Source organism: Hydrogenophaga sp. NH-16, from assembly GCF_004006415.1.
Lineage (GTDB): Bacteria > Pseudomonadota > Gammaproteobacteria > Burkholderiales > Burkholderiaceae_C > Hydrogenophaga > Hydrogenophaga pseudoflava.
Genome location: NZ_CP029344.1, coordinates 1,926,900 through 1,949,264, shown reverse-complemented (window position 1 = coordinate 1,949,264; position 22,365 = coordinate 1,926,900). Strand labels below are relative to the sequence as shown.

Below are 22,365 nucleotides of genomic sequence, written 5' to 3'. Positions count from 1 at the left end.
CCTGGCTGCCACCGCAAGGCTGAAACCGCGCTCTGTCCAGCGCACAATCGCGTCATGTCCCAGTTCTTTGAAGTCCACCCCGACAACCCACAGCCGCGACTGCTCAAGCAGGCGGTGCAATTGCTTGAACGGGGCGGCGTGCTCGCCGTGCCGACCGACTCCAGCTACGCCTTGGCCTGCCACCTGGACGACAAGGCCGCGGCCGACCGGCTGCGCCGCATCCGCCAGGTCGACGACAAGCACCACCTGACCCTGCTCTGCCGCGACCTGAGCCAGCTCTCCAGCTACGCCAAGGTTGACAACCGGCAGTACCGGCTGCTGAAGCTGGCCACGCCGGGGCCCTACACCTTCATCCTCGAAGCCAGCAAGGAGGTGCCCCGGCGGGTGAGCCACCCCTCGCGCAAGACCATCGGGCTGCGTGTGCCGCAGCACGCTGCCCTGCTGGCGCTGCTGGACCTGCACAACGCCCCGCTGCTGGCCACCACGCTGATCGCACCGGGCGAAAGCGACCCGATGAACGACGCCAGCGAGATCCGCGAGCGCTTTGAACGCGAGGTCGACGGCGTGATCGATGCGGGCGCTTGCGCTCTGGAACCCACCACCGTGATCGACCTGACCGCGATGGGCGCCGGTGGCGAGCCCGAGGTGGTGCGCGAGGGCCGCGGGGAGCTGCAAATCCTGGGTCTGGGACAATAGGCCGATGGATTTCGCCCAGATCGTTCAAACCGTCGCCATCTACGCCCTGCCCGTGCTGTTCGCCATCACGGTGCACGAGGCGGCCCACGGCTACGCCGCCCGGCACTTCGGCGATGACACCGCCTGGAAGCTGGGCCGCATCACGCTCAACCCGATCAAACACATCGACCCGATCGGCACGATCCTCATGCCACTGGTGCTGTATTTCGCGACGTCCGGGGCCTTCCTGTTCGGCTACGCCAAGCCGGTGCCGGTGCAGTTCGGGCGTCTGAGGAACCCCAAGCGGGACATGGTCTGGGTGGCGCTGGCCGGGCCAGGCGCCAACCTGGCGCAGGCCATCGGCTGGACCCTGGCGCTGTACCTGATGATCTTCTTAGGTGTGGACGAGCGGTTTTTTCTGGAAATGGGCCGCGCTGGCGTGCTGGTGAACCTAGTGATGTTCGCCTTCAACCTGTTTCCAGTGCCTCCCCTGGATGGTGGCCGCATCCTGGTCGGCCTGCTGCCCTGGAAGCAGGCCGTGATGGTCTCGCGCATCGAACCCTGGGGATTCTTCATCGTGATGGGTCTGGTCATCATGGGCGTGATCGGCTCGCTCTGGATGTACCCGCTGATGGGTTTGACCAACTCGCTGATTGAGCTGCTGCTGACACCCGTGCGCGCCCTGCTGTTCTGATTTTTTCCCCGACTGTCCATGAGCCTCCAACGCGTCCTGACCGGCATCACCACGTCCGGCACCCCCCATCTGGGCAACTACGTCGGCGCCGTGCGCCCCACCGTGCGCGCCAGCCGCCTGCCCGACACCCAGAATTTCTACTTCCTGGCCGACTACCACGCGCTCATCAAGACTGGCGGCGACCCGGAACGCGTGCAGCGCTCCACGCTGGAGATCGCGGCTACCTGGCTGGCCTGCGGCCTGGACCCCGAGAAGGTGACCTTTTACCGCCAGTCCGACATCCCCGAGATTCCGGAGCTGACCTGGCTGCTGACCTGTGTCACGGGCAAGGGTCTGCTCAACCGCGCCCATGCCTACAAGGCTTCGGTCGACAAGAACCACGCCGCCGGCGAGGACCCGGATGCGGGCGTGACCGCCGGCCTGTTCATGTACCCGGTGCTGATGGCGGCCGACATCCTGATGTTCAACGCCCACCAGGTGCCGGTGGGCCGCGACCAGATCCAGCACATCGAGATGGCGCGCGACATCGCCTCCAGCTTCAACCACCTCTATGGCGAGCACTTCACGCTGCCAGAAGCGGTGACCGAGGACCATGTGGCCCTGCTGCCCGGCCTGGACGGCCGCAAGATGAGCAAGAGCTACGACAACACGATTCCGCTGTTCGCCCCGAAGGAGCAGTTGCGCAAGCTCATCATGGGCATCCTGACCGACTCGCGGGCGCCGGGCGAGCCCAAGGACACAGCAGGCTCGGCCCTGTTCCAGCTCTACCAGGCCTTCGCCAGCGCCGAAGAAACCGCAGCCCTCGCCCAGGCCTACGCCGACGGCATCGCCTGGGGGGAAGCCAAGCAGGTGCTGTTCGACCGGCTGGAGCGCGAGATCGCGCCGATGCGCGAGGTCTACGACGCCCTCATCCAGAACCCGGCACAGATTGAGAAGACCCTCAAGGCGGGTGCCGAGAAGGCCCGTGCCATTGCGACGCCATTCACCGCCCGGCTGCGCCACGCGGTGGGCCTGCGCTCGCTGGCTGATCTGCCCAGCGAATCGACCACCAAGGCGACCAAGGCGGCTGCGCCAGCCTTCAAGCAGTACCGCGAAAAAGACGGACAGTTCTATTTCAAGCTGGTCGACGCACAAGGCAAACTGCTGATCCAGAGCGCCGGGTTCCCGGCTCCGCGGGACGCGGCGGACGCCATCCGGCAGTTGCAATCGCAGGGAGAGGCCGCACTTGGGGCTCTTCAGGACCGGCTGTCGGTGACCGGGAGTTCCTCCGAGGTCGCCTCGGCCCTGCAGTATTTCGCGGCAACCGTGACCTGAGTCCGGGTTTGGCCGCCCATCCAACCCTCATCTTTCCCCATGAAATGACCCCGGTGAGACAATGCAAGATGAGGACTGGAGTTCCACGCACGGCGCCTTGAGCCTGGGAAAACTAAAAACAAGGACTGCAACGGGGCGCAAATTGGTATCGCCAAGTACCGTCGATATCTATATGCTGGACCCTCGAAGCACCTATTCCTACAGCATTTGCCATGAGTATCTTTGTCATTGACGACCATCCCCTGATGCGCGAGGCCGTCGTCATGCTGCTTCGCCGCCTGCGGACCTCGACCCAGGTGATTGAACTGGAGCGTCTGGCGACCGTCAGCCGTGCCATCGCCGAACACGGCGAGCCCGAACTGGTGTGCCTGGACCTCAAGCTGCCCGACACCCATGGTGTGTCGGGTGTGCGGGAAATCCGCCAGATGCTGCCCGACACCTCGCTCATCGTGCTGTCGGCTTCCCCGGCTTCCGACTACGAGGACCTGGCCCGCGAAGCCGGCGCCGACGCCTATGTGGAAAAGTCGGCCGGAGCGGCGCAGATCGGCCGCGTGCTGCGCGAATTTCTGGCCGATGAGCCGGAAGACGAGAACGCCCCGACGATTCCCGAGAAGCTATCCAAGCGCCAGAAACAGTTGCTGGTCATGCTCGACCGGGGTCTGTCCAACCGCGACATCGCCGAGCAGCTGCAGATCAGCGAGCACACGGTCAAGGTGCACCTGTGGCGCCTGTTCCGCCGCCTGAACGTCAAGAGCCGCTCGCAGGCCAGCCACCTCGCCCGCACCGCGGGCCTCCTTGACATGTGATTCAGGTCGGCACGTCCGGCACACCCTGCTGCTGGGTGTAGAGCGGGATCATCACCCGGAACACGCTGCCTCGGTTGGCCTCGGAGGAAAGGGCCAACTGGTAACCCATCATCGTCGCCAGCTTGGAGACGATGGTGAGCCCCAGGCCCAGGCTGTCCTCGGTGCCATGGTGCTGCGAAACCCGGAAGAACTCCTGGAAGATGGCCTGCTGGTGCTCGCGGGCGATGCCCACACCGGTGTCCCACACCTCGAACAGCAGCATGTCCTCGCGGTAGCGCAGGCCCAGCAACACGCCCCCCTTGCTCGTGTGCTTGAGGGCATTCGACAGCAGGTTGCCCAGGATGCGCCGCAGCACCACAGGATCGGCCCAGATCACGGCAGGACGGGTGTGGGTGCGCAACCGGATCGACTTGCCCGCAGCAACCGGTGCGAATTGCAGCGACAGATCGGCGAACAATTGCTGGACATTCACGTGCTGGAGCCGCACCTTGTAGTTGCCCGCGTCGATGCGCGTGAGGTCGAACAGCGAGTCGAACAGCTCGTTGATCGCCCGGGTGGACTGCAGGATGCGCGGTGAGATGTCGCGCGCCATCTCCGGCTCGGTGGCCAGCCAGTCGGCGTACAGGCTGAGCGCATGCACCGGCTGGCGCAGGTCGTGTGCGGCAGAGGCCAGAAAGCGGTTCTTGGTTGCCACGGCGCGCAGGGAAGCCCGGGTTTGCTGCGTCAGGGAGTCGATCAGCTCCTGGTTTGAAAACTGGAGCTCGAAGCTGGAACGGTAAACCTCGTTGAGGCGTTTGCCGGCAGACATCAGCAACCACCAGAACAGCACCAGCAAGACCAGCAGACCCGCGCTGGTGTCAATGGGCATCGCATTGGGCGACTGCTGGGACACCGTGAAAGGCGCCGCGACCAGAGCGCCCGCAACCACCAGCACCACGGTGTTGGCGTAGACGCGGAACACGGGCAGATAGGGGCTGAACGAAACCAGCGAAATCAGTCCCTGGCCCATCACCAGCATCCCGCAAATGAACTGCACCCCGACACCCGATCGTCCGTAGCTCATTGGCACGACACTGGCCCAGAGGAAGGCGATGGCCACCCAGGACCACTGGTAGCGCCTGATGAAGGTCTTGCGCCGCGAGCCTTCCTGAATGTCGAACTTGAGGCGGTAGACGCCCAGCATGCGGTAGCGGAACCCGATCATGAAGAGCAGCGCGATCACCCAGCCCAGGAGCACGAACAGGTTGACCTCGTTCCACAGCATGAAGACCACCAGGGGAATGGCCATGAGGGCGGCCCCGAGGGTGGGCATCACGTTGTCCATGAGCACGGCAATCAACCGTGAATTCACCCACTGGTCTCGCACCTCGGCGGTGGCCGGTACGTGCTGGTAGGTGGCGGGCTGGGTGTCGACAAGCATGTGATGCGCTCTGGGTGGGTGGCATTGTCGCACCGCGCCCGGGTCGGTGAGTCGCGGAAAAAGCGACACCCAAGCTGCTGCTAGAATGCAGGGCTTGACCGCGGAGAGGTGGCAGAGTGGTCGAATGCACCGGATTCGAAATCCGGCGTACAGGTTCTCCTGTACCGAGGGTTCGAATCCCTCCTTCTCCGCCAGGAATTCGTTCCACTTCAGCGCCCACTTCCGAGTGGGCGTTGTCGTTTCTGAGCGTTGTTCAGTCCCCCAGCAGGGCCGCCAGACCGCCCTCTGGCTCGAAGCGCCGGTTGCGGTAGCGCAGCCGTGTCGGCCCGATCCATGCGGGCTCGCGCACCGGGTGCGCGGGATCACCCGGGTAGCAGATCACGCGCCCGCCGTGGTCGTCGAACGGCTGCGGCTCGATCAGGGCCGGCGGGCGCTGGCGAGCCAGGTCGAGCGCCCCGACCACATCCCGGATGCGCGCCAGCTGCACCAGGCTCATGATCTGAGGCGGCGCCAGGTCGATCTCGCCAGCCCAGTAGCGCCGCAAGCCTTCGGCCGGAGGCACCCACACCACCTCGGTGGCCTCGAAGTCGTCGTGCACCGCCTCCTGGTCCGGCGGCGCGACGGCAACGAAGAAGCGGGTGTCGAAGCGCTTGCGGGTCACCGACGGCTTGCGTGGCGTGATCCACCGTGACCAGGGCCACAACGAATCCGCTGGCAGCGCCAGCGCGCATTCCTCGCGGGTCTCGCGCAGCGCCGAGGCGAACAGGCCGCGCGCCACCACCGGCGCCAGACCGGGCTCGGCCAGCGCCTGTGCAAACCAGCCGGCGTCGTGGTCCAGGCCCGGCAGCGCCGCCTCGCTGTCCTGCGCGTCCAGCTTGCCACCCGGGAACACGTGCACGCCACCCAGCACGCCCGAATCCCCGTGGCGGCGCACCATCAGCACCTCCAGGCCGCGCGCGCCATCGCGCAGCACCATCACGGTGGCGGAGTCGATTGGCGCGCAGTCGACCGCGTCGAAGTGGATCTCGATGGCCATGCGGATCAGCCGGCGGCTTTCGGTGGTGGCTGCCAGCGGAAGAACATGGGGTAGACCTTCTCGACCACCGGTCCATCGAAGGCCCAGGCCTTGCACTGGCCCAGGTGCATGGGCGGACGTCCGTCGCCTGCAGGCGCAAACGAGGACGAGCGGGTCTGGAAGGCCGCAGTGGCCAGATTGAACAGCAGCTCGCGCAGGTGGGTGCAGCCGACGGTGCCGCCCAAGTGGCGTTCGATGGTCTTGCGCCAGCCCTTGCCCAGCGTCTCGCCGATCAGGCCCTGCATCGGCGGCATGGCCTGCGGGCAGGGGTCGTGCGGGTGGGCATCCATGCAGACCTGCACATCACGGATCACCATGGCCTCGTCGACCGTGACCCGGATGCTCATGTGGTGGATCGGCTCGTGGGGTGCCCATTCCCCCTCGCCCTCGATCTCGAAGGCGTGCGGCTTGGTGTCGAGCATCTCGCCCTCGATGTCCCACAGGCCGTCGTCGCGGCAGAAGCCGCGGTACTCGACGCGGCGGGTGTGCATGGGGGTGCGGGCAACGGGCGGCGGCAGGGGCAAGGCAGAAGCTCCATCGGGGAACAGACAAACAGACGCCATTGTCTCCGCAGCGCCGGCCCGGTCATGTCACCCGAGGCGCTGCGGAGGTGGCGGCTGCTGGCCGCGGTGCAGGCGCCACTGCGCGGCGGCACCGCACAGCGCCAGGCCCAGCATCAGCCAGCCCAGGTTGACCGCGCCCTCGTGGTGGAACAGGCCGACGGCAAACCCACCGACCGCGCCCATGAGCTGCTGCGACAGGCCGGCCACGGCGGCGGCCGACCCTGCCAGCGCCGGCAGCAAGCCCACCGTGCCGGCCAGCGCCGGCGGCACCAGCAGGCCGTGGCCGATGCCCAGCAGCACCAGCGGCAGCGCAAACGCCAGCGGTGTGTTCAGCCCCATCAGCGCCAGCAGCAGCATCAGCGCCACTCCGCCGACCGTGAGGATCTGTCCAAGCCGCATGATGCGGCGTTCGCTGATACGGTGCGATAGGTGCGTGGTCAGGTAGTTGCCCAGGATGTAGGAACCCGGGATTGCCATGATGTAGAAGCCGATGCCGTCGGGCTTGACGCCATAGCTGCCCAGCACGATGGGCGCGCCACCGAGGAAGGCGTAAAAGGTGGCGGTGGTCATGGCCAGCAGCAACACGTGCAGCCCGAACGAAGGTTCGCGCGCCAGCTGTGCGTAGGACGAGAGCATGGCCTTGAGCCAGTGCGGCTGCACGCCGGTGCCGCTCTGGTGCTCGGGCAGGCCGCGCCAGGCCGCAATGAACAGCAGCACGGCGAGCACCGCCATGACGACGAAGTTCGACTGCCAGCCCAGGCGCACATGCAGTTGCCCGCCGATGATGGTGGCCAGCGGGGGACACAGGCCCATGGCCATGCCCACGTAGGCCATCACGCGCGTGCGCTCGGGCCCGGCGAACAGGTCCTGCACCAGCGCCCGGCCAATCACCATGCAGGCCGCACTGCCCGCGCCCTGCAGCAGCCGCGCCAGCACCAGGGTCGGCAGGTCGGGCGCGAAGACCGCCATCACCGAGCCGGCGAAGGCGATGACCAGGCCGATCATCAGGATGCGCTTGCGGCCCAGCCGATCCGACAGCGGGCCGTAGACCAGCTGCAGCGAGCCGTAGGTGACGACGTAGCCGCTGAAGGTCAGCTGCACCGCCGCCTGGCTGGAGCCGAAAATCGCACCCCATTCCTGCATCGACGGCAGGCAGATGGTCATGGCCAACAGGCCGAAGGCAAGCTGAGCCAGCAGGTTGGCGATCAGCAGGCGGTGGGGAGCGGTGGGAGTGGCGGATGCGGTCATGAAGCCCCCGAGGCTACCGTGATTTGCACGCAAGTCGCGTCCGCTGCGAGATACCCCCCGCTAACATGGCGCCATGAACACCCAGTACTGGCTGATGAAGTCCGAGCCCGAGGAGTGCTCGATCGACGACGCCCTGGCCGCGCCCGGCGCCTCCGTGCCCTGGACCGGCGTGCGCAACTACCAGGCGCGCAACTTCATGCGCGACGCGATGCAGGTGGGCGACGGCGTGCTGTTCTACCACTCCAGCTGCGCCGAACCGGGCATCGTGGGCCTGGCGCGTGTGGCGTCCGAGATCCGTCCCGACCCGACACAGTTCGACCCGGCCTCACCCTACTTCGACCCCAAGTCCTCACCCGACAAACCGCGCTGGCTGCTGCGGGATGTGCAGGCGCTGAAGAAGACCCGGCTGATCGGTCTGCCCGAGCTGCGCGCCACGCCCGAGCTGGCCGAGATGGTGGTGCTGCAGCGCGGCAGCCGGCTCTCGATCACGCCGGTGAGCGAGGCGCACTGGACCTTCATCACTCGGCGGCTGTTGGGCGATTGACAACGCGCATCGGGCCGGCGCCGGCGATCACCGCCGCGCGCACGTCGCGCTGCAAACCCACCGCCATCTGCACCTCGGCCACCAGGAACATCGGGCCCACGAGCAGGCCGCGCAGGTCGTCGAAAAAGGCCGGTTTGCGGCCTTCCCACACATGCCCGACCGCCTGGAACACCCAGCCGACCACAAAGCTGCCCAGCCCCCAGGCGAGCCAGGAGGGCATGTCCGCCTCAGCGAGGGGATCGGCCAGCGCCACCATCGCCCCCAGCACCGCGAGGGTGGGCACCGTCAGCGACCAGCGCCCTTGCCTCAAGTACCAGACGCCTGTCAGCGCCCAGACCAGCCAGTGCGCGCCCGGCAGCAGTGCATCGGCCCCGCCCAGCGGCACGCGCGCCAGCATCACCGCGATGCCGAAGGCGATCAGCGGGATGCCGACAAAGTGGGTCGCGATGTTGCGCGGGTCTCGGTGGTAGCGCGCGTACTCGATCAGCTGGCGGGTGGCGGTTTCCATGCGTGTCTCCTTGTGGTGGCGGCCGGAAAGGTGGCAAGGATGGCTGCGGCGCAGCGAGGCGTCTGTCAAAATTTCGACAAACCCCGCCGGCACCGCACCGTCTTGCGGGCAAACCCCTAGCCGCCATGCCCGCATCCACCCCGGCCCCGCCCGGCCTGCACACCGCCCTGGCCAGCGATGAATGGTTCAGCGCCTGCGACCCGGTGCTGCAGACCGAGCTGCTGCGCCTGGCCCGCATGCGCCACCTGGTGCCCGGTGAATCGCTGTTCGCGCGTGGCGGCGAAGCCGACGGCCTGTGTGCCGTGGTCGCGGGCGCGCTGCGCATTGGCGCCCTCAACGCCGAGGGCCACAGCGCCTTGCTCGCCTACCTGGAGCCCTACCAATGGTTCGGCGAGATCTCGCTCATCGACGGTCGCCCGCGCACCCACGACGCCGTGGCCGACGGTCCCACCCAGGTGCTGGTGGTGCCGCGCGAGGCGCTGCTGGCCTGGCTGGACACCCACCCTGCGATGTGGCGCGAACTGGCCCGGCTGGCCTGCCGCAAGCTGCGTGTGCTGTTCATCGCGGTGGAAGAGCTGGCCCAGCTGCCGCTGGAAGAGCGCGTGTGGCGCCGGCTGCAGCTGGTGGCCCGCGGCTACGGCAGCCGCGACGCGCCGCGCCGGCGCATCCGCCTGTCGCAGGAACTGCTGGCCCAGATGCTGGGCGTGAGCCGCCAGAGCATCAACAAGGCGCTCAAGGCGCTGGAAGCCGGCGGGCGGCTGCGGCTGCACTATGGGGAGATCGAACTGCCGGCTCCTAGTGAAAATCCCGGCTCCCCGGCGCCAGCCGGCCCAGCAGCGGGTTGAGGTTTTCCAGCCGGCCGGCGATCAGGTTGCAGACCTCCCCTTCGCGCTGCCAGACGCCGTGCACAGCCAGCAGGCGTGAGCCGGTGAGCTCGGCGCGCTGGCGCTCGCGCAGCGCGCGCCAGACGATGACCTGCACCGTGCCGGTCTCGTCCTCCAGCGTCACGAAGACCACACCTTGCGAGGTGCCCGGCTGCTGGCGACAGGTGACGATGCCGCAGGCGCGCACCAGGCGGCCGTCGGGCGCGGCCTTCAGTTGTTCGGCGGTCATGAAGCGGCGCTTTTGCAGCCGCTCGCGCAGCAGGGCCAGCGGGTGCCGGCGCAGGGTCAGGCTGGTGCTCGCGTAGTCCCAGACGATGGCCTCGCCTTCGGGCGCTTCGTCGAGTGCAAGCGTGGCCTCGTTGACCGGCGCGCGGCGCAGGATGGCGGGCGCCGCCTGCAGCGCGGAGGCGTCCCAGACCTGCTGGCGGCGGTGGCCGGCCAGGCTCTGCAGCGCGTCGGCGGCGGCCAGTTGCTGCAGGGTCTGGCGGTCGAGTTGCGCGCGCAGGGCCAGATCCTCGGTGCTGGTGAAGGGCCGTTCGGCGCGGGCGGCGCTGATGCGCAAGGCCTCTTCTTTGGACAGTCCGCTCACCAGCCGAAGCCCCAGCCGCACCACCGGGTGGCCCGGTGCCTCGGGCGCGGGCATGTCTTCGAGCGTGCAGTCCCAGTCGCTGTGGCCCACGTCCACCGGTCGCACCACCACGCCGTGGCGCTGCGCGTCCTGCACCAGCTGGCTGGGGGTGTAGAAGCCCAGCGGCTGGCTGTTGAGCATGGCGGCCAGGAACTCGGCCGGGTGGTGGCGCTTGATCCAGCAGCTGTCGTAGACCAGCAGCGCAAAGCTGACCGCGTGGCTTTCTGGGAAGCCGTAGCTGGAGAAGCCCTTGACCTGTTCGACCACGCGCTGCGCGAATTCGAGCGGGTAGTCGTTGCGCGTCATGCCGTCGATCAGCCGGTGTTCGTAGGCCCCCAGGCCGCCGGTGCGCCGCCAGGCGCCCATGGCGCGGCGCAGGCCGTCGGCCTCGCCGGGGGTGAAGTCGGCCGCGATCATGGCGATCTGCATGCACTGCTCCTGGAACACCGGCACGCCCAGCGTGCGTTCCAGCGCGGCCTCCAGGCCCTTGGGGTAATCGACGTCTTCCTTGCCCTGGCGGCGCCGCAGATACGGATGCACCGCCCCGCCCTGGATCGGGCCGGGCCGCACCAGCGCGACCTCGACCACCAGGTCGTAGAAGGTGCGCGGCCGCAGGCGCGGCAGCATTGCCATCTGCGCGCGGCTTTCGATCTGGAACACGCCCACGGTGTCGGCGGCGCAGATCATGTCGTAGGTGGCCACGTCCTTGTCGGGAATGGTGTGGATGGGCATGGGCCGGCCACGGCGCTGGCCGATGAAGTCGAGCGACTTGCGGATGGCGGTGAGCATGCCCAGCGCCAGCACGTCGACCTTGAGCAGACCCATGGCATCGAGGTCGTCCTTGTCCCACTGGATCACCGTGCGGTCGGGCATGGACGCGTTCTCGATCGGCACCAGCCGCGCCAGCGGCCCGCTGGTGAGCACGAAACCGCCGGTGTGCTGCGACAGGTGGCGCGGAAAGCCCAGCAGCTGTTTGACCAGCGTGACGAACTGGCGCGCGGCCAGACTGTCCGGGTCCAGGCCGGCCTCGCGCAAGCGGGTGTCGACCAGACCGTCTTCGTCCCACCAGCGGTGGTCGCGCGCCAGCCGCTCCAGCAGCTCGTCGTCAAAGCCCAGGGCCTTGCCCACGTCGCGCACCGTGCTGCGCGGGCGGTAGCTGATGACGGTGGCGGTGAGCGCGGCGCGATCACGGCCGTACTTGCGGTAGAGGTACTGGATGACCTCTTCGCGCCGCTCGTGTTCGAAGTCCACGTCGATGTCGGGCGGCTCGTTGCGCTCTTTCGAGAGGAAGCGCTCGAACAGCAGCGAGGAGCGCGCCGGGTCCACCGCCGTCACGCCCAGGCAATAGCAGACCGCGCTGTTGGCGGCCGAGCCACGGCCCTGGCAGAGGATGCCTTCGCCACGCGCGAAGGCCACGATGTCGTGCACGGTGAGGAAGTAGTGCTCGTAGCCCAGCTCGGTGATGAGGGCGAGTTCGTGTTCGATCTGGTCGCGCACTTTGCCCGGCACACCCGCCGGCCAGTGCGCGGCGGCGCCGGCTTCGGTGAGCGCACGCAGATGCTGCGCCGGCGTCCGGCCTTCGGGCACCACCTCGGCCGGGTACTGGTAGCGCAGCTCGTCCAGCGACCACTTCGTGCAGCGGCCGGCAATGTGCAGAGTTTCGGCCAGCAGATCGGGCGGAAAGCTCTGTGCCAGCCGCACGCGGGTGCGCAGGTGCTGCTCGGCGTTGGGCGCGAGCGCGAAGCCGCACTCTGTCAGCGGCCGGCCGATGCGGATGGCGGTCAGCACATCCTGCAGCGGTTTGCGCGAGCGCACGTGCATGTGCACATCGCCCACCGCCACCAGCGGCACGGCCGTGAGAGCGCCGGCCTCGCGCAGGCGGTGCAGGTGGATGGCGTCGTCCAGCCGGCCCAGCTGCGTCACGCCCAGCCAGCAGCGCCCCAGGAAGGTGCCGAGCAACCAGCGCGCGGTGGCGTTGCACTGGTCTTGTGTGGTGCCGCGCGGCGGCACGGCGATGGCCAGGCAGTCGGTCAGGATCTCGGGGTTCACATCGCCGAGGCGCAGCCGGTACGTGCCTTTGTCGGCCGAGCGCCGCAGCCGCGTGATGAGCTCGCAGAGATTGCCGTAACCGTTGAGATTCGTGGCCAGCAGCAGCAGGGTGAAGTCACCGCTGGGGTCACCGTCGGCCCGCACGAGGAACTGGCTGCCCACGATGAGCGGCAGGCCGTGCTTTTTCGCGGCCACGTGTGCCCGCGCGATGCCGGCCATGGAGCATTCGTCGGTGACGGCCAGTACGGTGTAGCCCATGGCCTGGGCGCGCAGCACCAGCTCCTCGGCGTGGCTGGCGCCACGCAGGAACGTGAAGTTGGAGCAGCACAACAACTCGGCGTAATCGGGCAGGGACATGGCAACTCTTCAGGCAAACACACCGTGGAGATACCAGGCCGGTTCGTCGGCCAGCCGTGTCTGGAACACCCACAGCACCCCCGCCAGCGGCGACCGGGCGACCCAGTAGTCGCGCACCGCGTGACGGGTGTGGCCGTTGGCCTCGTCGCGGTCCCACCAGCCGCCCTCCACGCGCTGCGGGCCGAGCAGCAGCTGCAACTCGCCCTGGTAGAGCGGCCGGTGCTGGCGCACCAACAGCTTCAGCGGCCGGTCCAGCAGCAGGGTCGGCTGCGGGCCGGCGGGCGCCACCGGCCAGGTCTCGCGCGGCAGCGACTGCGCGGCCGGCTGCCAGCGGCCCATCGCCTCGGGCCGGTGGTCCTCACACAGCCGCGGCCGGACCACCCGGTCCTCGCCCAGCCGCGCCGCCAGCCGCTCCAGCACCTGGGCCATCGGCTCCCGGCCACGGGCGTCGTCGGGCAGCCACGACGCGCTCTGCGGCGCCAGCGGCACCACGCCTTCGGCCGTCAGCCGCAGATCACCCACCGGGGCGGCCAGCGCGACATGCGAGAGGTGCTCGGCCAGCAGCCGCGCGAGGTGCCCGGCCTCGCGCGTGGGCTCGGCCGTGCGCACGGTCAGCTGCCCGCCCTCGCTCACCCCGCGCGAGCGCATCGCGTCGTGCGCCCAGTGCAGGGTGAACGCCGTCACGCCGCTGTGCCGCGCCGACAGCCAGGCCGCAAGCTGCAGCAGCAGGCGGCGCGCGCCGAAGACCAGGGCTTCCGCGCTGTCTACCCGGTGCGGCAGCTCCAGCCGCGCATCGAACACCGCCGGCAGCGTGACCCAGACGTGCGTCTCGGGGGCGCGGCCGTAGGCCTGGTCCAGCGCCGCCAGCAGCGCCGCATCGAACCGCCGCGCCAGCCCCGCGCGCGGCAGCCGCCGCAGATCGCCCAGCGTGCGGCAGCCGATGCGCGCCAGGGTCGGCTGGTGCGGCCGCACGGCGCTCAGGGTCGCCATCGGCAGCGCGTCCAGCGCGCGCGCCAGCGGCGGCGACACCCCGTCCTCCACCTCCGCGCGCGCCAGCGCCAGCGCGGCCAGGGCGTTGGGTGCCCAGGCCAGGGCCACCGCCCCCAGTTCCTGCGCCCCGCCCCAGAGCCGTTCGCGCAGCGCCGCCCGCCCGCCGAACAGGCGCAGGCTGGCCGCCACCTCCAGCAACACGGCCTCTTCGGCGATGGCGACACGGGGCGTGAATTGCAGCGCCCAGACCGCCAGCGCCTGCAGCGCCGCGTCAGTGGGGGACGGCGGGTCGTCGGTGCTCGGCAGTCGGAGTGCGGACCACAGCATGGTCGGCCTCGCGAGGAACAGGGAAACGGTCGGCGGCTCCATGGCCCAGGTCCAGGTCCAGCAGCCGGGGCGGCAGCGCCGCCGACAGCCCGGCCGGCAGCGCCGGCAGCTGCAGCGTGTGCGCCAGTGGTGGGCCCTTGCGCTTGATCACGTCGACCGCCAGGGCCCAGCCGGCACCCGGACGCACCAGCAGGCGCAGGGGCGCCGCCGACGATTCGCGCGCTGAGACTGCCGGCCGGCACAGCCACACCGGGCCTTCGTGCTCACTGGCCAGCACCTGCAGGCGCCGCAGCTGCGCCGGCCGTGCCTGGGGCAGCCAGGCCAGCACCGCCCCGCAGCTGCCGGCCTTGACCAGCTGTTCGGTGGCCCAGAGGCGCTCGGCCGGGGTATCGGCCTGCAACCAGACCAGCTGCCGGGCTGTGACGCCGTGCGGCATCAGACCCGGCAGGTGCGGTGGCTGCGGCGGCCCGACCAGCGCCACCTCCCGCCCGGCGGCACAGACCCGGCCCAGCGCCGGCCCCAGCAGGCGGAACTCCAGGGCACCCGCTGGGCTCGACAACAGTTCGGTCAGCCCGAATCCGGGCCAGCCCCCGCCCGGCAAGGCTGCGTCAAGCGCCCCGAACCCGCTGGCGCAGCTGGCCGTGACCGGCCGGCCCAGCGCATCGCCGCGCCAGACGAGGGCGGACAGGCTGGCCGGCAGATCGCCGGACGGGCGGATGAACGGGGTGGGCATGGTGGCAGCAAGGATTCAAATACTGTTTTTATGTACAGTAAAAGAAATCGAACCGATTGTCCACCCCCGGATATCACGGTCATGGAACCATTCAATTAGCACTCACTCATAGAGAGTGCTAACATTTCTGCAAGACCACTGAGGAGGTTCTTCACATGTCCACCACCCTGCTCGCCCCCGCCGCCCTGCCGACCACCACGCTGGCCGTCGCCAGCCCGTGGAACCGTTCGCTGACGCTGCCGCCGCTGGGCAATCTGGATGCGTACATCTCCGCCGTCAACCGCATGCCGCTGCTGACGCTCGAAGAAGAGCAGTCGGCCGCCCGCCGCCTGCGCGACCACAACGACCTGGAAGCCGCCGGCCAGCTGGTGATGTCGCACCTGCGTCTGGTGGTGTCCATCGCCCGCCAGTACCTGGGCTACGGCCTGCCGCACGGCGACCTGATCCAGGAAGGCAACGTGGGCCTGATGAAGGCCGTCAAGCGCTTCGACCCCGACCAGGGCGTGCGCCTGGTGAGCTACGCCATCCACTGGATCAAGGCCGAGATCCACGAATACATCCTGAAGAACTGGCGCATGGTCAAGGTCGCCACGACCAAGGCCCAGCGCAAGCTGTTTTTCAACCTGCGCTCGATGAAGCAGGGCTTTCGCGCCGAGGCCGCCGAGGGCGACACCCACCGCGAAGCCCTGTCGGACAGCGAGATCGACGTGGTCGCGCGCGACCTCAAGGTCAAGCCCGAGGAAGTGCGCGAGATGGAAACCCGCCTGTCCGGCGGCGACGTGGTGCTCGACCCCTCGCCGGCCGACGATGGCGAAGAAACCTACGGCCCGATCGCCTGGCTGGCCGACGCCAACCACGAACCGACCGCGATGATCGAATCGGCCCAGCGCGACGTGCTGGCCACCGAAGGCATCGCGCAGGCCATGGGTGAGCTCGACGACCGCTCGCGCCGCATCGTGACCGAGCGCTGGCTCAAGGTGAACGACGACGGCTCGGGCGGCATGACGCTGCACGAACTGGCGGCCGAATACGGCGTGAGCGCCGAGCGCATCCGCCAGATCGAGGTCGCGGCCATGAAGAAGATGCGCAAGACCCTGGCCGAATTCGCCTGAGCCTGCGGGCTCAGCGCACGAGATCGATGCGGTCGATGGTCGGCCGCACCCCCAGCCGCGCCGGCAGGCCGATGGTGCCCACACCGGGCGTCACCAGCAGCTGCCCGGCCCTTGTGCCGTACAGCCCGTTCCACCAGGGCTGCAGGGAATTGGTCTTGCGCAGGAACCAGGGCGAAAAACCGGGAATCCAGATCTGCCCACCATGGGTGTGCCCGGCCATGGACAGGAACGCCGCGCCCTTCGGCAGCAGGGCCACGGTGTCGGGCTGGTGCACCACCACCAGCCGCCGCGTGGAGTCGTTGCTGAGGCCGCCTGGCCAGAGGCGCTCAATCTGAGGCTGTGGTCGCCCGCCCCACTGGTCGTCCAGGCCCACCAGCTCCCAGCCCTTCCAGGGTACGGCCTGCCCTTCGATCAGGCGAACACCGTGCTGCGTCAGCGCTTCGCGCAGCGGCGCGGTGAGGTCCGGCCCCGGCGCCTGCACATCGTGGTTGCCCAGCACGCCCCAGACCGGATGACGCAGACGCGCCAGCGGTGCGAAGCCCGCACGCAGGTCCTGCGTCGGCTCGTGCGTCCAGTCGCCCGCGACGATCACCGCGTCCACATCCATGGCGTTGAGGCGGTTCACCAGATCGTCCAGCTGCCGGTCGCGGAAGAACAGGCCCCAGTGGATGTCGGCGACCAGCGCCAACTTCAGCGGCTGTGCTTCGGCCGGAATGCCGGACAGGCTGGTGTGGCGCACGCGGATCCAGTAAGGCTCGATCCACGACGACCACAGGCCCACCAGCACCAAAGCCGCATAGACCGGGTGGCGCCAGCGGCGCGCGCCACGCTCGATGCGCCAGCGCAGCCACAGGCCCACCAGCAGCGGCAGCCCCGCCAGGCGCGGCGCCCAGTAGAGCCAGAGCATGACGAAGTTGCGCACTTCCAGGCGCGGGGTGTGCCAGCGCCCCCAGTGGTCCCAGGCCGTGATGGCCAGCGACAGCAGCAGCGCCCCGCCCAACAGCCACCAGACGCGGCGGTCCAGGCGCTGCAGGTCGCTCACGGGGGTGTCAGTGTTCGCGGCGCAGTGCCGGGAACAGGATCACGTCGCGGATGCTGGGCGAGTCGGTCAGCAGCATCATCAGGCGGTCGATGCCGATGCCGCAACCACCGGCCGGCGGCATGCCGTATTCGAGCGCGCGGATGAAGTCGGCGTCGTAGTACATCGCCTCTTCGTCGCCGCCGTCCTTTGCCGCGACCTGCGCGTGGAAGCGCGCGGCCTGGTCCTCGGCGTCGTTCAGCTCGGAGAAGGCGTTGCCGAACTCGCGGCCGGTGATGTAGAGCTCGAAGCGCTCGGTCACCTCGGGCCGGTCGTCGTTGGCGCGGGCCAGCGGCGAAATCTCGGTCGGGTGCTCCATGATGAAGGTCGGGTTCCAGAGCTTCTCTTCCACCGTCTCCTCGAAATACAGCACCTGCAGGCTGGCGAGCGAGCGGGTCGAGAGCTGGTGCTTCTCTTCACTCATGCCCAGCTTGCGCAGGGCCGGGATCAGCCAGGCCGGGTCGTCCACGCCATTGCCGGCGTCGGTGTACTTGAGGATGGCTTCGCGGATGGTCAGGCGCTCGAAGGGCGAGAACACGTCCACCGGCTGGCCGTTGTAGGTCAGTGGCGTGTCGCCATGCACTTGCTTCACGACATGACGGATCAGCTGCTCGTTGAAGTCCATCAGGTCCTGGTAGTTCCAGTACGCCGCGTAGAACTCCATCATGGTGAATTCGGGGTTGTGGCGGACCGAGATGCCTTCGTTGCGGAAGTTGCGGTTGATCTCGAACACGCGCTCGAAGCCGCCGACCAGCAGGCGCTTGAGGTAGAGCTCGGGCGCGATGCGCAGGAACATCTCCTGGTCCAGCGCGTTGTGGTGGGTCTTGAACGGCTTGGCGTTGGCGCCGCCGGGGATGGGGTGCAGCATGGGTGTTTCGACTTCGAGGAAGCCGTGACCGACCATGTATTCGCGGATGCTGGCCAGGGCCTTGCTGCGCGTGACGAAGCGCTTGCGGGCGCCTTCGTCGGTCATCAGGTCCACATAGCGCTGGCGGTACTTGATTTCCTGGTCGGCCACGCCGTGGAACTTGTCGGGCAGCGGGCGCAGGCTCTTGGTGATCAGGCGGATCTGGTCGGCGTGGATGGACAGCTCGCCGGTGCGGGTGCGCATCAGCACACCTTCGGCCGCCACGATGTCGCCCAGGTCCCAGTGCTTGAAGGCGGCCAGCTTCTCTTCACCCACGCTGTCGGTGTTCAGGTAGAGCTGGATGCGGCCGCCGCTGGGGCCGAACGACGAATCCTGGATGGTCGCGAAACAGGCCTTGCCCATTACGCGCTTGAGCATCATGCGGCCCGAGACACAGGCGCGCACCGGGTTCGCCTCCAGCGCTTCCTTGCTCGATTCGCCGTGCGCGGCGAACAGCGCCTCGGCCGTGTCGCGCGGTTTGAAATCGTTGGGAAACGCCACGCCCTCGCCGCGCTGCTGCGCCTCGCGCAGGCCTTTGAGTTTCTCGCGCCGCTCCGCAATCAGCTGGTTGTCGTCGGCGGCGGGGATGGCGTGGGCGTGTTCGGTGGTCATGGTGTTGGACAAATAAAAACGGGTTGCGCCACAAAAGCGCAACCCGTCATTGTAGTTTTCCGCGAAACGGTCAGTGGCCGAGGTAGGCCTCTCGCACCTTCGGATCCACCAGCAGGTCCTTGCCGGCGCCCGTCATGGTGATCAGACCGGAGTCCATCACATAGCCGCGGTCGGCGATCTGCAGCGCGCGCTGGGCGTTCTGCTCCACCAGCACGATGGTCACGCCCTGGGCGGAGACGTCGCGCACCACCTCGAAGATCTTGTCGACCATGATCGGCGACAGGCCCATCGATGGCTCGTCCAGCAGCAGCACCTTGGGCTGGCTCATCAGCGCGCGGGCCATCGCCAGCATCTGCTGCTCGCCGCCCGACATCGTGCCGGCCAGCTGGTCCTTGCGCTCTTTCAGGCGCGGGAAAATGCCGAACATGCGCTCGATGTCGGCCTCGATGCCGGCCTTGTCGGTGCGGATGTAGGCGCCCATCAGCAGGTTCTCGGTGATGGTCATGCGGGTGAAGACGCCGCGGCCTTCCGGCACCATCGCCAGGCCCTGCTTGACCAGATCCCAGGCGCCACGGCCCTTGATGCTCTGGCCCAGGTACTCGATGTCGCCGCCTTCGAAGCCCAGAGAGCCGGTGATGGCCTTCATGGTGGTGGTCTTGCCGGCGCCGTTTGAGCCGATCAGGGAAATCAGTTCGCCTTCGCGCACTTCCAGGTCGACGCCTTTGACGGCCTTGATGCCGCCATACGCCACCTTCAGGCCGCTGACTTTGAGGAGTGTGTTTGCCATGTTGTTCTCGCTCTCTCTTTCAGTGGCCGCCCGTGCCCAGATACGCCTCGATCACCTTGGGATCGCTCTGCACCTCGGCCGGCGTGCCGGACGAGAGCTGCTTGCCGTAGTCGAGCACGGTCACGCGGTCGCACAGGCCCATCACCAGCTTCACGTCGTGTTCGATCAGCAGGATGGTGCGGTTGTCGTTGCGGATGCGGTCAATCAGCTCGCGCAGCTGCACCTTTTCAGTGGCGTTCATGCCGGCGGCCGGCTCGTCCAGCGCGATCAGCTGCGGGTCGGTCGCCAGCGCGCGCGCAATCTCCAGCCGGCGCTGGTCGCCGTAGCTCAGGGTGCGCGACTTGTAGTCGGCCAGCTTGCCGATGCCCACGTAGTCGAGCAGTTCCTTTGCACGGGCGGCGATTTCTGCCTCTTCCTTCTTGAAGCCAGGGGTGCGCAGCACGGCCCCCAGGATGCCCGAGTGGGTGCGCACGTGGCGCCCGACCATCACGTTCTCCAGCGCCGTCATTTCTGCGAACAGGCGGATGTTCTGGAAGGTGCGGGCAATGCCGGCCTTGGCCACTTCGTGCACGGCCGTCGGCGTGTAGGGCTTGCCGGCCAGCTCGAAGGTGCCGCTGTCGGGCGTGTAGAGGCCGGTCAGCACGTTGAAAAAGGTGGTCTTGCCGGCGCCGTTGGGGCCGATCAGGCCATAGACCTGGCCACGCTGGATGGTGATGCCCACATCGCTGAGGGCCTGCAGACCGCCAAAGCGCTTGGAGACGTTGGCGACTTTGAGAATGGTTTCGCTCATGTTCGTGTCCTCTCGCTCACTTGGCCAACGACTTGCCGTGTTCGGGCGCGGGCCAGAGTCCCTTCGGACGCAACAGCATCACCACCACCATCGCCAGGGCGATCAGGAGTTGGCGCAGGATTTCAGGGCCGAGGCGGCCACCGGTCAGTTCGGTCAGCGGGCCGGCCACGTGGCGCAGCACCTCGGGCAGACCAGCCAGCAGCAGCGCCCCCAGGATCACGCCCGGGATGTGGCCGATGCCGCCCACCACCACCATCGCCACCACCATCACCGACTCCATCAGCGAGAAGGATTCGGGCGACACGAAACGCTGGAACGAGGCAAACAGCACGCCCGACATGCCGCCGAAGGTGGCGCCCATGCCGAAGGCCAGCAGCTTGAGGTTGCGCGTGTTCAGGCCCATGGCCTTGGCGGCGATCTCGTCTTCGCGGATGGCCATCCAGGCGCGGCCGACGCGGGAGTCCTGCAGGCGGTAGGACAGGACGATCGACAGGATCACGAAGAACAGGAACAGGTAGTAATAGAGCGTCACCGGCTGGATGGTGTAGCTCCAGTCGCCAATGGTCATCGTGTGGCGCTGACCCATGTTGAAACCGAACACGGTGAGCGGATCGATCTGCGCGATGCCCTTGGGTCCGTTGGTGATGTTCACCGGGCGGTCCAGGTTGAGCATGAAGATGCGGATGATTTCACCGAAACCCAGCGTGATGATGGCCAGGTAGTCGCCGCGCAGCTTCAGCGTCGGTGCACCGAGCAGCATGCCGACCACGCCGGCCACGACGGCCGCCAGGAGCATGACCAGCCAGATGTTGACGTGCAGCCCGTTGGGGAACATCGCCTGGATGGCAGGGAAGGTATCGGCCAGGTGCGGCGACGCCAGCAGGCCGTAGATATAGGCGCCGACCGCGAAGAACGCGATGTAGCCCAGGTCCAGCAGGCCGGCATAACCAACCACGATGTTCAGGCCCAGGGCCAGCAGCACATAGAGCAGTGCCAGGTCCACGATGCGGACCCAGGAATTGCTGCCTGTGGCCTGCAGCAGCAGCGGCAGCATGAACAGCGCGATGGCGGCCAGGGCCCAGACCGCAAGTTTGCCGGGAGTGGTCTTCGTCATGATGGTTCTCCCGGGGTCAGGCGCGGTCGGCCACACGCTCGCCCAGCAGGCCCGAGGGGCGCAGCGTGAGCACCAGGGCCAGCACGATGAAGGCAAAGATGTCGACGTACTGGCTGCCCAGCACGCCACCGGTGAGCTGGCCCAGGTAACCGGCGCCCAGCGACTCGATCAGGCCCAGCGCGACGCCGCCCACCACGGCACCGGCCAGGTTGCCGATGCCGCCCATCACCGCGGCCACGAAGGCCTTGAGGCCGGGCATGAAGCCCATGGCGTGCTGCACCGTGCCGTAGTTGGAAGCCCACATCACGCCGGCGATGGCGGCCAGCATGGCACCGATGATGAAGGTGGCGGAGATGACCACGTCGGGCTTGATGCCCATCAGCGCGGCGACCCGGGGGTTCTCGGCGGTGGCCCGCATGGCACGGCCCAGGTTGGTCTTGTTCACCAGCCACATCAGGAAGGCCAGCGTGATGGCCGTCGCGGCCAGGATGACGATCTGCGTCACCGAGATCACGGCGCCGGCAAACTCGATCGGCTCACGCGACAGGGTCGCGGGATAGGCCTTGGGATTGGGTTCCCAGATGATCATCGCGAAGGTCTGCAGCAGCAGCGACATGCCGATGGCGGTGATCAGCGGCGCCAGCCGGGGCGAGTTGCGAAGCGGCCGGTAGGCCAGCTTCTCGATCGTGTAGTTCAGCGCACCGCACACCACCATCGCAATGACCGTGGCCAGCAGCAGCACCATCCAGCCGGGCAGGCCGGGCGAGGCGTTGCTCATCCAGCCGATGATGGTCCAGCTGGTCAGCGCGCCGACCATGAGCACATCACCGTGCGCGAAGTTGATGAGACCGATGATGCCGTACACCATCGTGTACCCAAGCGCCACCAGCGCATACATACTGCCCAGGACCAGACCGTTGATGATCTGCTGCAGCAAGACGTCCATGAAGTTTTCTCCGTGTTTTTGACAGGCCGGGACACCAGACCGGGAAATCCGATCCCGCGCCGTTGTGCAGCGCGGGGTCCCGTGTTCAGACCCGCTTCAACTTAGCAAAAAACCCGCCAGGCCAGACCCTGAAACAGGGCAGACTGCGGGTTGGAGGCGGATTGTAGCCAAGGGTCGGCACACACCTGATGCGGGCGAGCCCTG

Annotated in this window: 21 protein-coding genes and 1 tRNA gene; 8 read left to right on the top strand and 14 right to left on the bottom strand. The window is 67.9% G+C overall.

Features of this window, described 5'->3' with window-relative positions:
• Positions 1-54: 54 nt before the first annotated feature.
• The 4 genes from DD542_RS09465 to DD542_RS09450 all read left to right on the top strand — a co-directional run bounded on the left by DD542_RS09465 (position 55) and on the right by DD542_RS09450 (position 3,489).
• Complete coding sequence (locus DD542_RS09465; RefSeq protein WP_066153299.1) at positions 55-696, top strand: L-threonylcarbamoyladenylate synthase; 642 nt, start codon at positions 55-57, stop codon at positions 694-696.
• A gap of 4 nt (positions 697-700) precedes the next feature.
• Entirely contained in the window at positions 701-1,369 is a 669-nt protein-coding gene (locus DD542_RS09460) for a site-2 protease family protein (protein WP_066153294.1), read from the top strand.
• A gap of 18 nt (positions 1,370-1,387) precedes the next feature.
• A complete protein-coding gene (locus DD542_RS09455) occupies positions 1,388-2,683 on the top strand; it encodes a tryptophan--tRNA ligase (RefSeq protein ID WP_127805334.1) in 1,296 nt (431 codons plus the stop codon).
• A gap of 212 nt (positions 2,684-2,895) precedes the next feature.
• Positions 2,896-3,489 (top strand): response regulator transcription factor, encoded by a 594-nt coding sequence (locus DD542_RS09450; RefSeq protein ID WP_079365478.1) that lies wholly within the window; start codon positions 2,896-2,898, stop codon positions 3,487-3,489.
• A 1-nt stretch (position 3,490) separates the two neighbouring features.
• Here the strand turns inward: DD542_RS09450 and DD542_RS09445 are convergent, their stop codons facing one another.
• Positions 3,491-4,909, bottom strand: coding sequence for a HAMP domain-containing sensor histidine kinase (locus DD542_RS09445; RefSeq protein WP_127805332.1), 1,419 nt, complete (start codon positions 4,907-4,909; stop codon positions 3,491-3,493).
• A gap of 102 nt (positions 4,910-5,011) precedes the next feature.
• Here DD542_RS09445 and DD542_RS09440 point away from each other — a divergent pair.
• A tRNA-Ser gene (locus DD542_RS09440) sits at positions 5,012-5,103 on the top strand.
• Between the two features lie 59 nt (positions 5,104-5,162).
• On the opposite strand, the gene DD542_RS09435 is transcribed toward DD542_RS09440, so the two are convergent.
• From DD542_RS09435 to DD542_RS09425, 3 genes are all read right to left on the bottom strand, one after another.
• Complete coding sequence (locus tag DD542_RS09435; RefSeq protein ID WP_127805330.1) at positions 5,163-5,945, bottom strand: NUDIX hydrolase; 783 nt, start codon at positions 5,943-5,945, stop codon at positions 5,163-5,165.
• Between the two features lie 5 nt (positions 5,946-5,950).
• Entirely contained in the window at positions 5,951-6,475 is a 525-nt protein-coding gene (locus DD542_RS09430) for a DUF2889 domain-containing protein (protein WP_241559734.1), read from the bottom strand.
• 99 nt (positions 6,476-6,574) lie between these two features.
• A complete protein-coding gene (locus DD542_RS09425; protein WP_079365482.1) occupies positions 6,575-7,795 on the bottom strand; it encodes a multidrug effflux MFS transporter in 1,221 nt (406 codons plus the stop codon).
• A 73-nt stretch (positions 7,796-7,868) separates the two neighbouring features.
• On the opposite strand from DD542_RS09425, the gene DD542_RS09420 reads away from it, so the two are divergent.
• The gene (locus DD542_RS09420; RefSeq protein ID WP_066153277.1) at positions 7,869-8,339 is read left to right on the top strand and encodes an EVE domain-containing protein; all 471 of its coding nucleotides are present in this window, start codon (positions 7,869-7,871) and stop codon (positions 8,337-8,339) included.
• Here DD542_RS09420 and DD542_RS09415 read toward each other — a convergent pair.
• The gene (locus tag DD542_RS09415; protein WP_127805326.1) at positions 8,314-8,847 is read right to left on the bottom strand and encodes an Mpo1-like protein; all 534 of its coding nucleotides are present in this window, start codon (positions 8,845-8,847) and stop codon (positions 8,314-8,316) included. The two genes, DD542_RS09420 and DD542_RS09415, sit on opposite strands and share 26 nt — an antisense overlap.
• A gap of 125 nt (positions 8,848-8,972) precedes the next feature.
• Here DD542_RS09415 and DD542_RS09410 point away from each other — a divergent pair, with 125 nt between their 5' ends.
• Positions 8,973-9,692, top strand: a complete 720-nt coding sequence (locus DD542_RS09410) for a Crp/Fnr family transcriptional regulator (RefSeq protein WP_127805324.1) — start codon at positions 8,973-8,975, stop codon at positions 9,690-9,692.
• On the opposite strand, the gene DD542_RS09405 is transcribed toward DD542_RS09410, so the two are convergent.
• Genes DD542_RS09405 through imuA form a run of 3 tightly spaced genes read right to left on the bottom strand, consistent with a single transcriptional unit; the run spans position 9,643 to position 14,815 of the window.
• Positions 9,643-12,765, bottom strand: coding sequence for an error-prone DNA polymerase (locus DD542_RS09405; RefSeq protein ID WP_127805322.1), 3,123 nt, complete (start codon positions 12,763-12,765; stop codon positions 9,643-9,645). The two genes, DD542_RS09410 and DD542_RS09405, sit on opposite strands and share 50 nt — an antisense overlap.
• A 9-nt stretch (positions 12,766-12,774) precedes the next feature.
• Positions 12,775-14,082 carry a DNA polymerase Y family protein gene (locus tag DD542_RS09400; protein WP_127805320.1) on the bottom strand — a complete coding sequence of 436 codons (1,308 nt, stop codon included), beginning with the start codon at positions 14,080-14,082 and terminating at the stop codon, positions 12,775-12,777.
• A complete protein-coding gene (gene imuA / locus DD542_RS09395; protein ID WP_127805318.1) occupies positions 14,027-14,815 on the bottom strand; it encodes a translesion DNA synthesis-associated protein ImuA in 789 nt (262 codons plus the stop codon). The genes DD542_RS09400 and imuA overlap by 56 nt, the downstream gene beginning before the upstream one ends.
• Before the next feature lie 155 nt (positions 14,816-14,970).
• Here imuA and rpoH point away from each other — a divergent pair, with 155 nt between their 5' ends.
• A complete protein-coding gene (rpoH, locus tag DD542_RS09390; protein WP_127805316.1) occupies positions 14,971-15,927 on the top strand; it encodes an RNA polymerase sigma factor RpoH in 957 nt (318 codons plus the stop codon).
• Between the two features lie 10 nt (positions 15,928-15,937).
• On the opposite strand, the gene DD542_RS09385 is transcribed toward rpoH, so the two are convergent.
• The 6 genes from DD542_RS09385 to DD542_RS09360 form a co-directional block, all read right to left on the bottom strand.
• Positions 15,938-16,969 carry a metallophosphoesterase gene (locus DD542_RS09385; protein WP_127805314.1) on the bottom strand — a complete coding sequence of 344 codons (1,032 nt, stop codon included), beginning with the start codon at positions 16,967-16,969 and terminating at the stop codon, positions 15,938-15,940.
• Between the two features lie 7 nt (positions 16,970-16,976).
• Complete coding sequence (gene lysS, locus DD542_RS09380) at positions 16,977-18,524, bottom strand: lysine--tRNA ligase (RefSeq protein WP_079365489.1); 1,548 nt, start codon at positions 18,522-18,524, stop codon at positions 16,977-16,979.
• Positions 18,525-18,594: 70 nt separating this feature from the next.
• Positions 18,595-19,311, bottom strand: coding sequence for an ABC transporter ATP-binding protein (locus tag DD542_RS09375; protein WP_066153253.1), 717 nt, complete (start codon positions 19,309-19,311; stop codon positions 18,595-18,597).
• A gap of 19 nt (positions 19,312-19,330) precedes the next feature.
• On the bottom strand, positions 19,331-20,101 hold the full coding sequence (locus DD542_RS09370) for an ABC transporter ATP-binding protein (RefSeq protein WP_066153250.1): 771 nt from the start codon (positions 20,099-20,101) through the stop codon (positions 19,331-19,333).
• Positions 20,102-20,117: 16 nt separating this feature from the next.
• Positions 20,118-21,215, bottom strand: coding sequence for an ABC transporter ATP-binding protein (locus DD542_RS09365; protein WP_127805312.1), 1,098 nt, complete (start codon positions 21,213-21,215; stop codon positions 20,118-20,120).
• A 16-nt stretch (positions 21,216-21,231) separates the two neighbouring features.
• The gene (locus DD542_RS09360; protein ID WP_066153243.1) at positions 21,232-22,161 is read right to left on the bottom strand and encodes a branched-chain amino acid ABC transporter permease; all 930 of its coding nucleotides are present in this window, start codon (positions 22,159-22,161) and stop codon (positions 21,232-21,234) included.
• Positions 22,162-22,365: the final 204 nt, after the last annotated feature.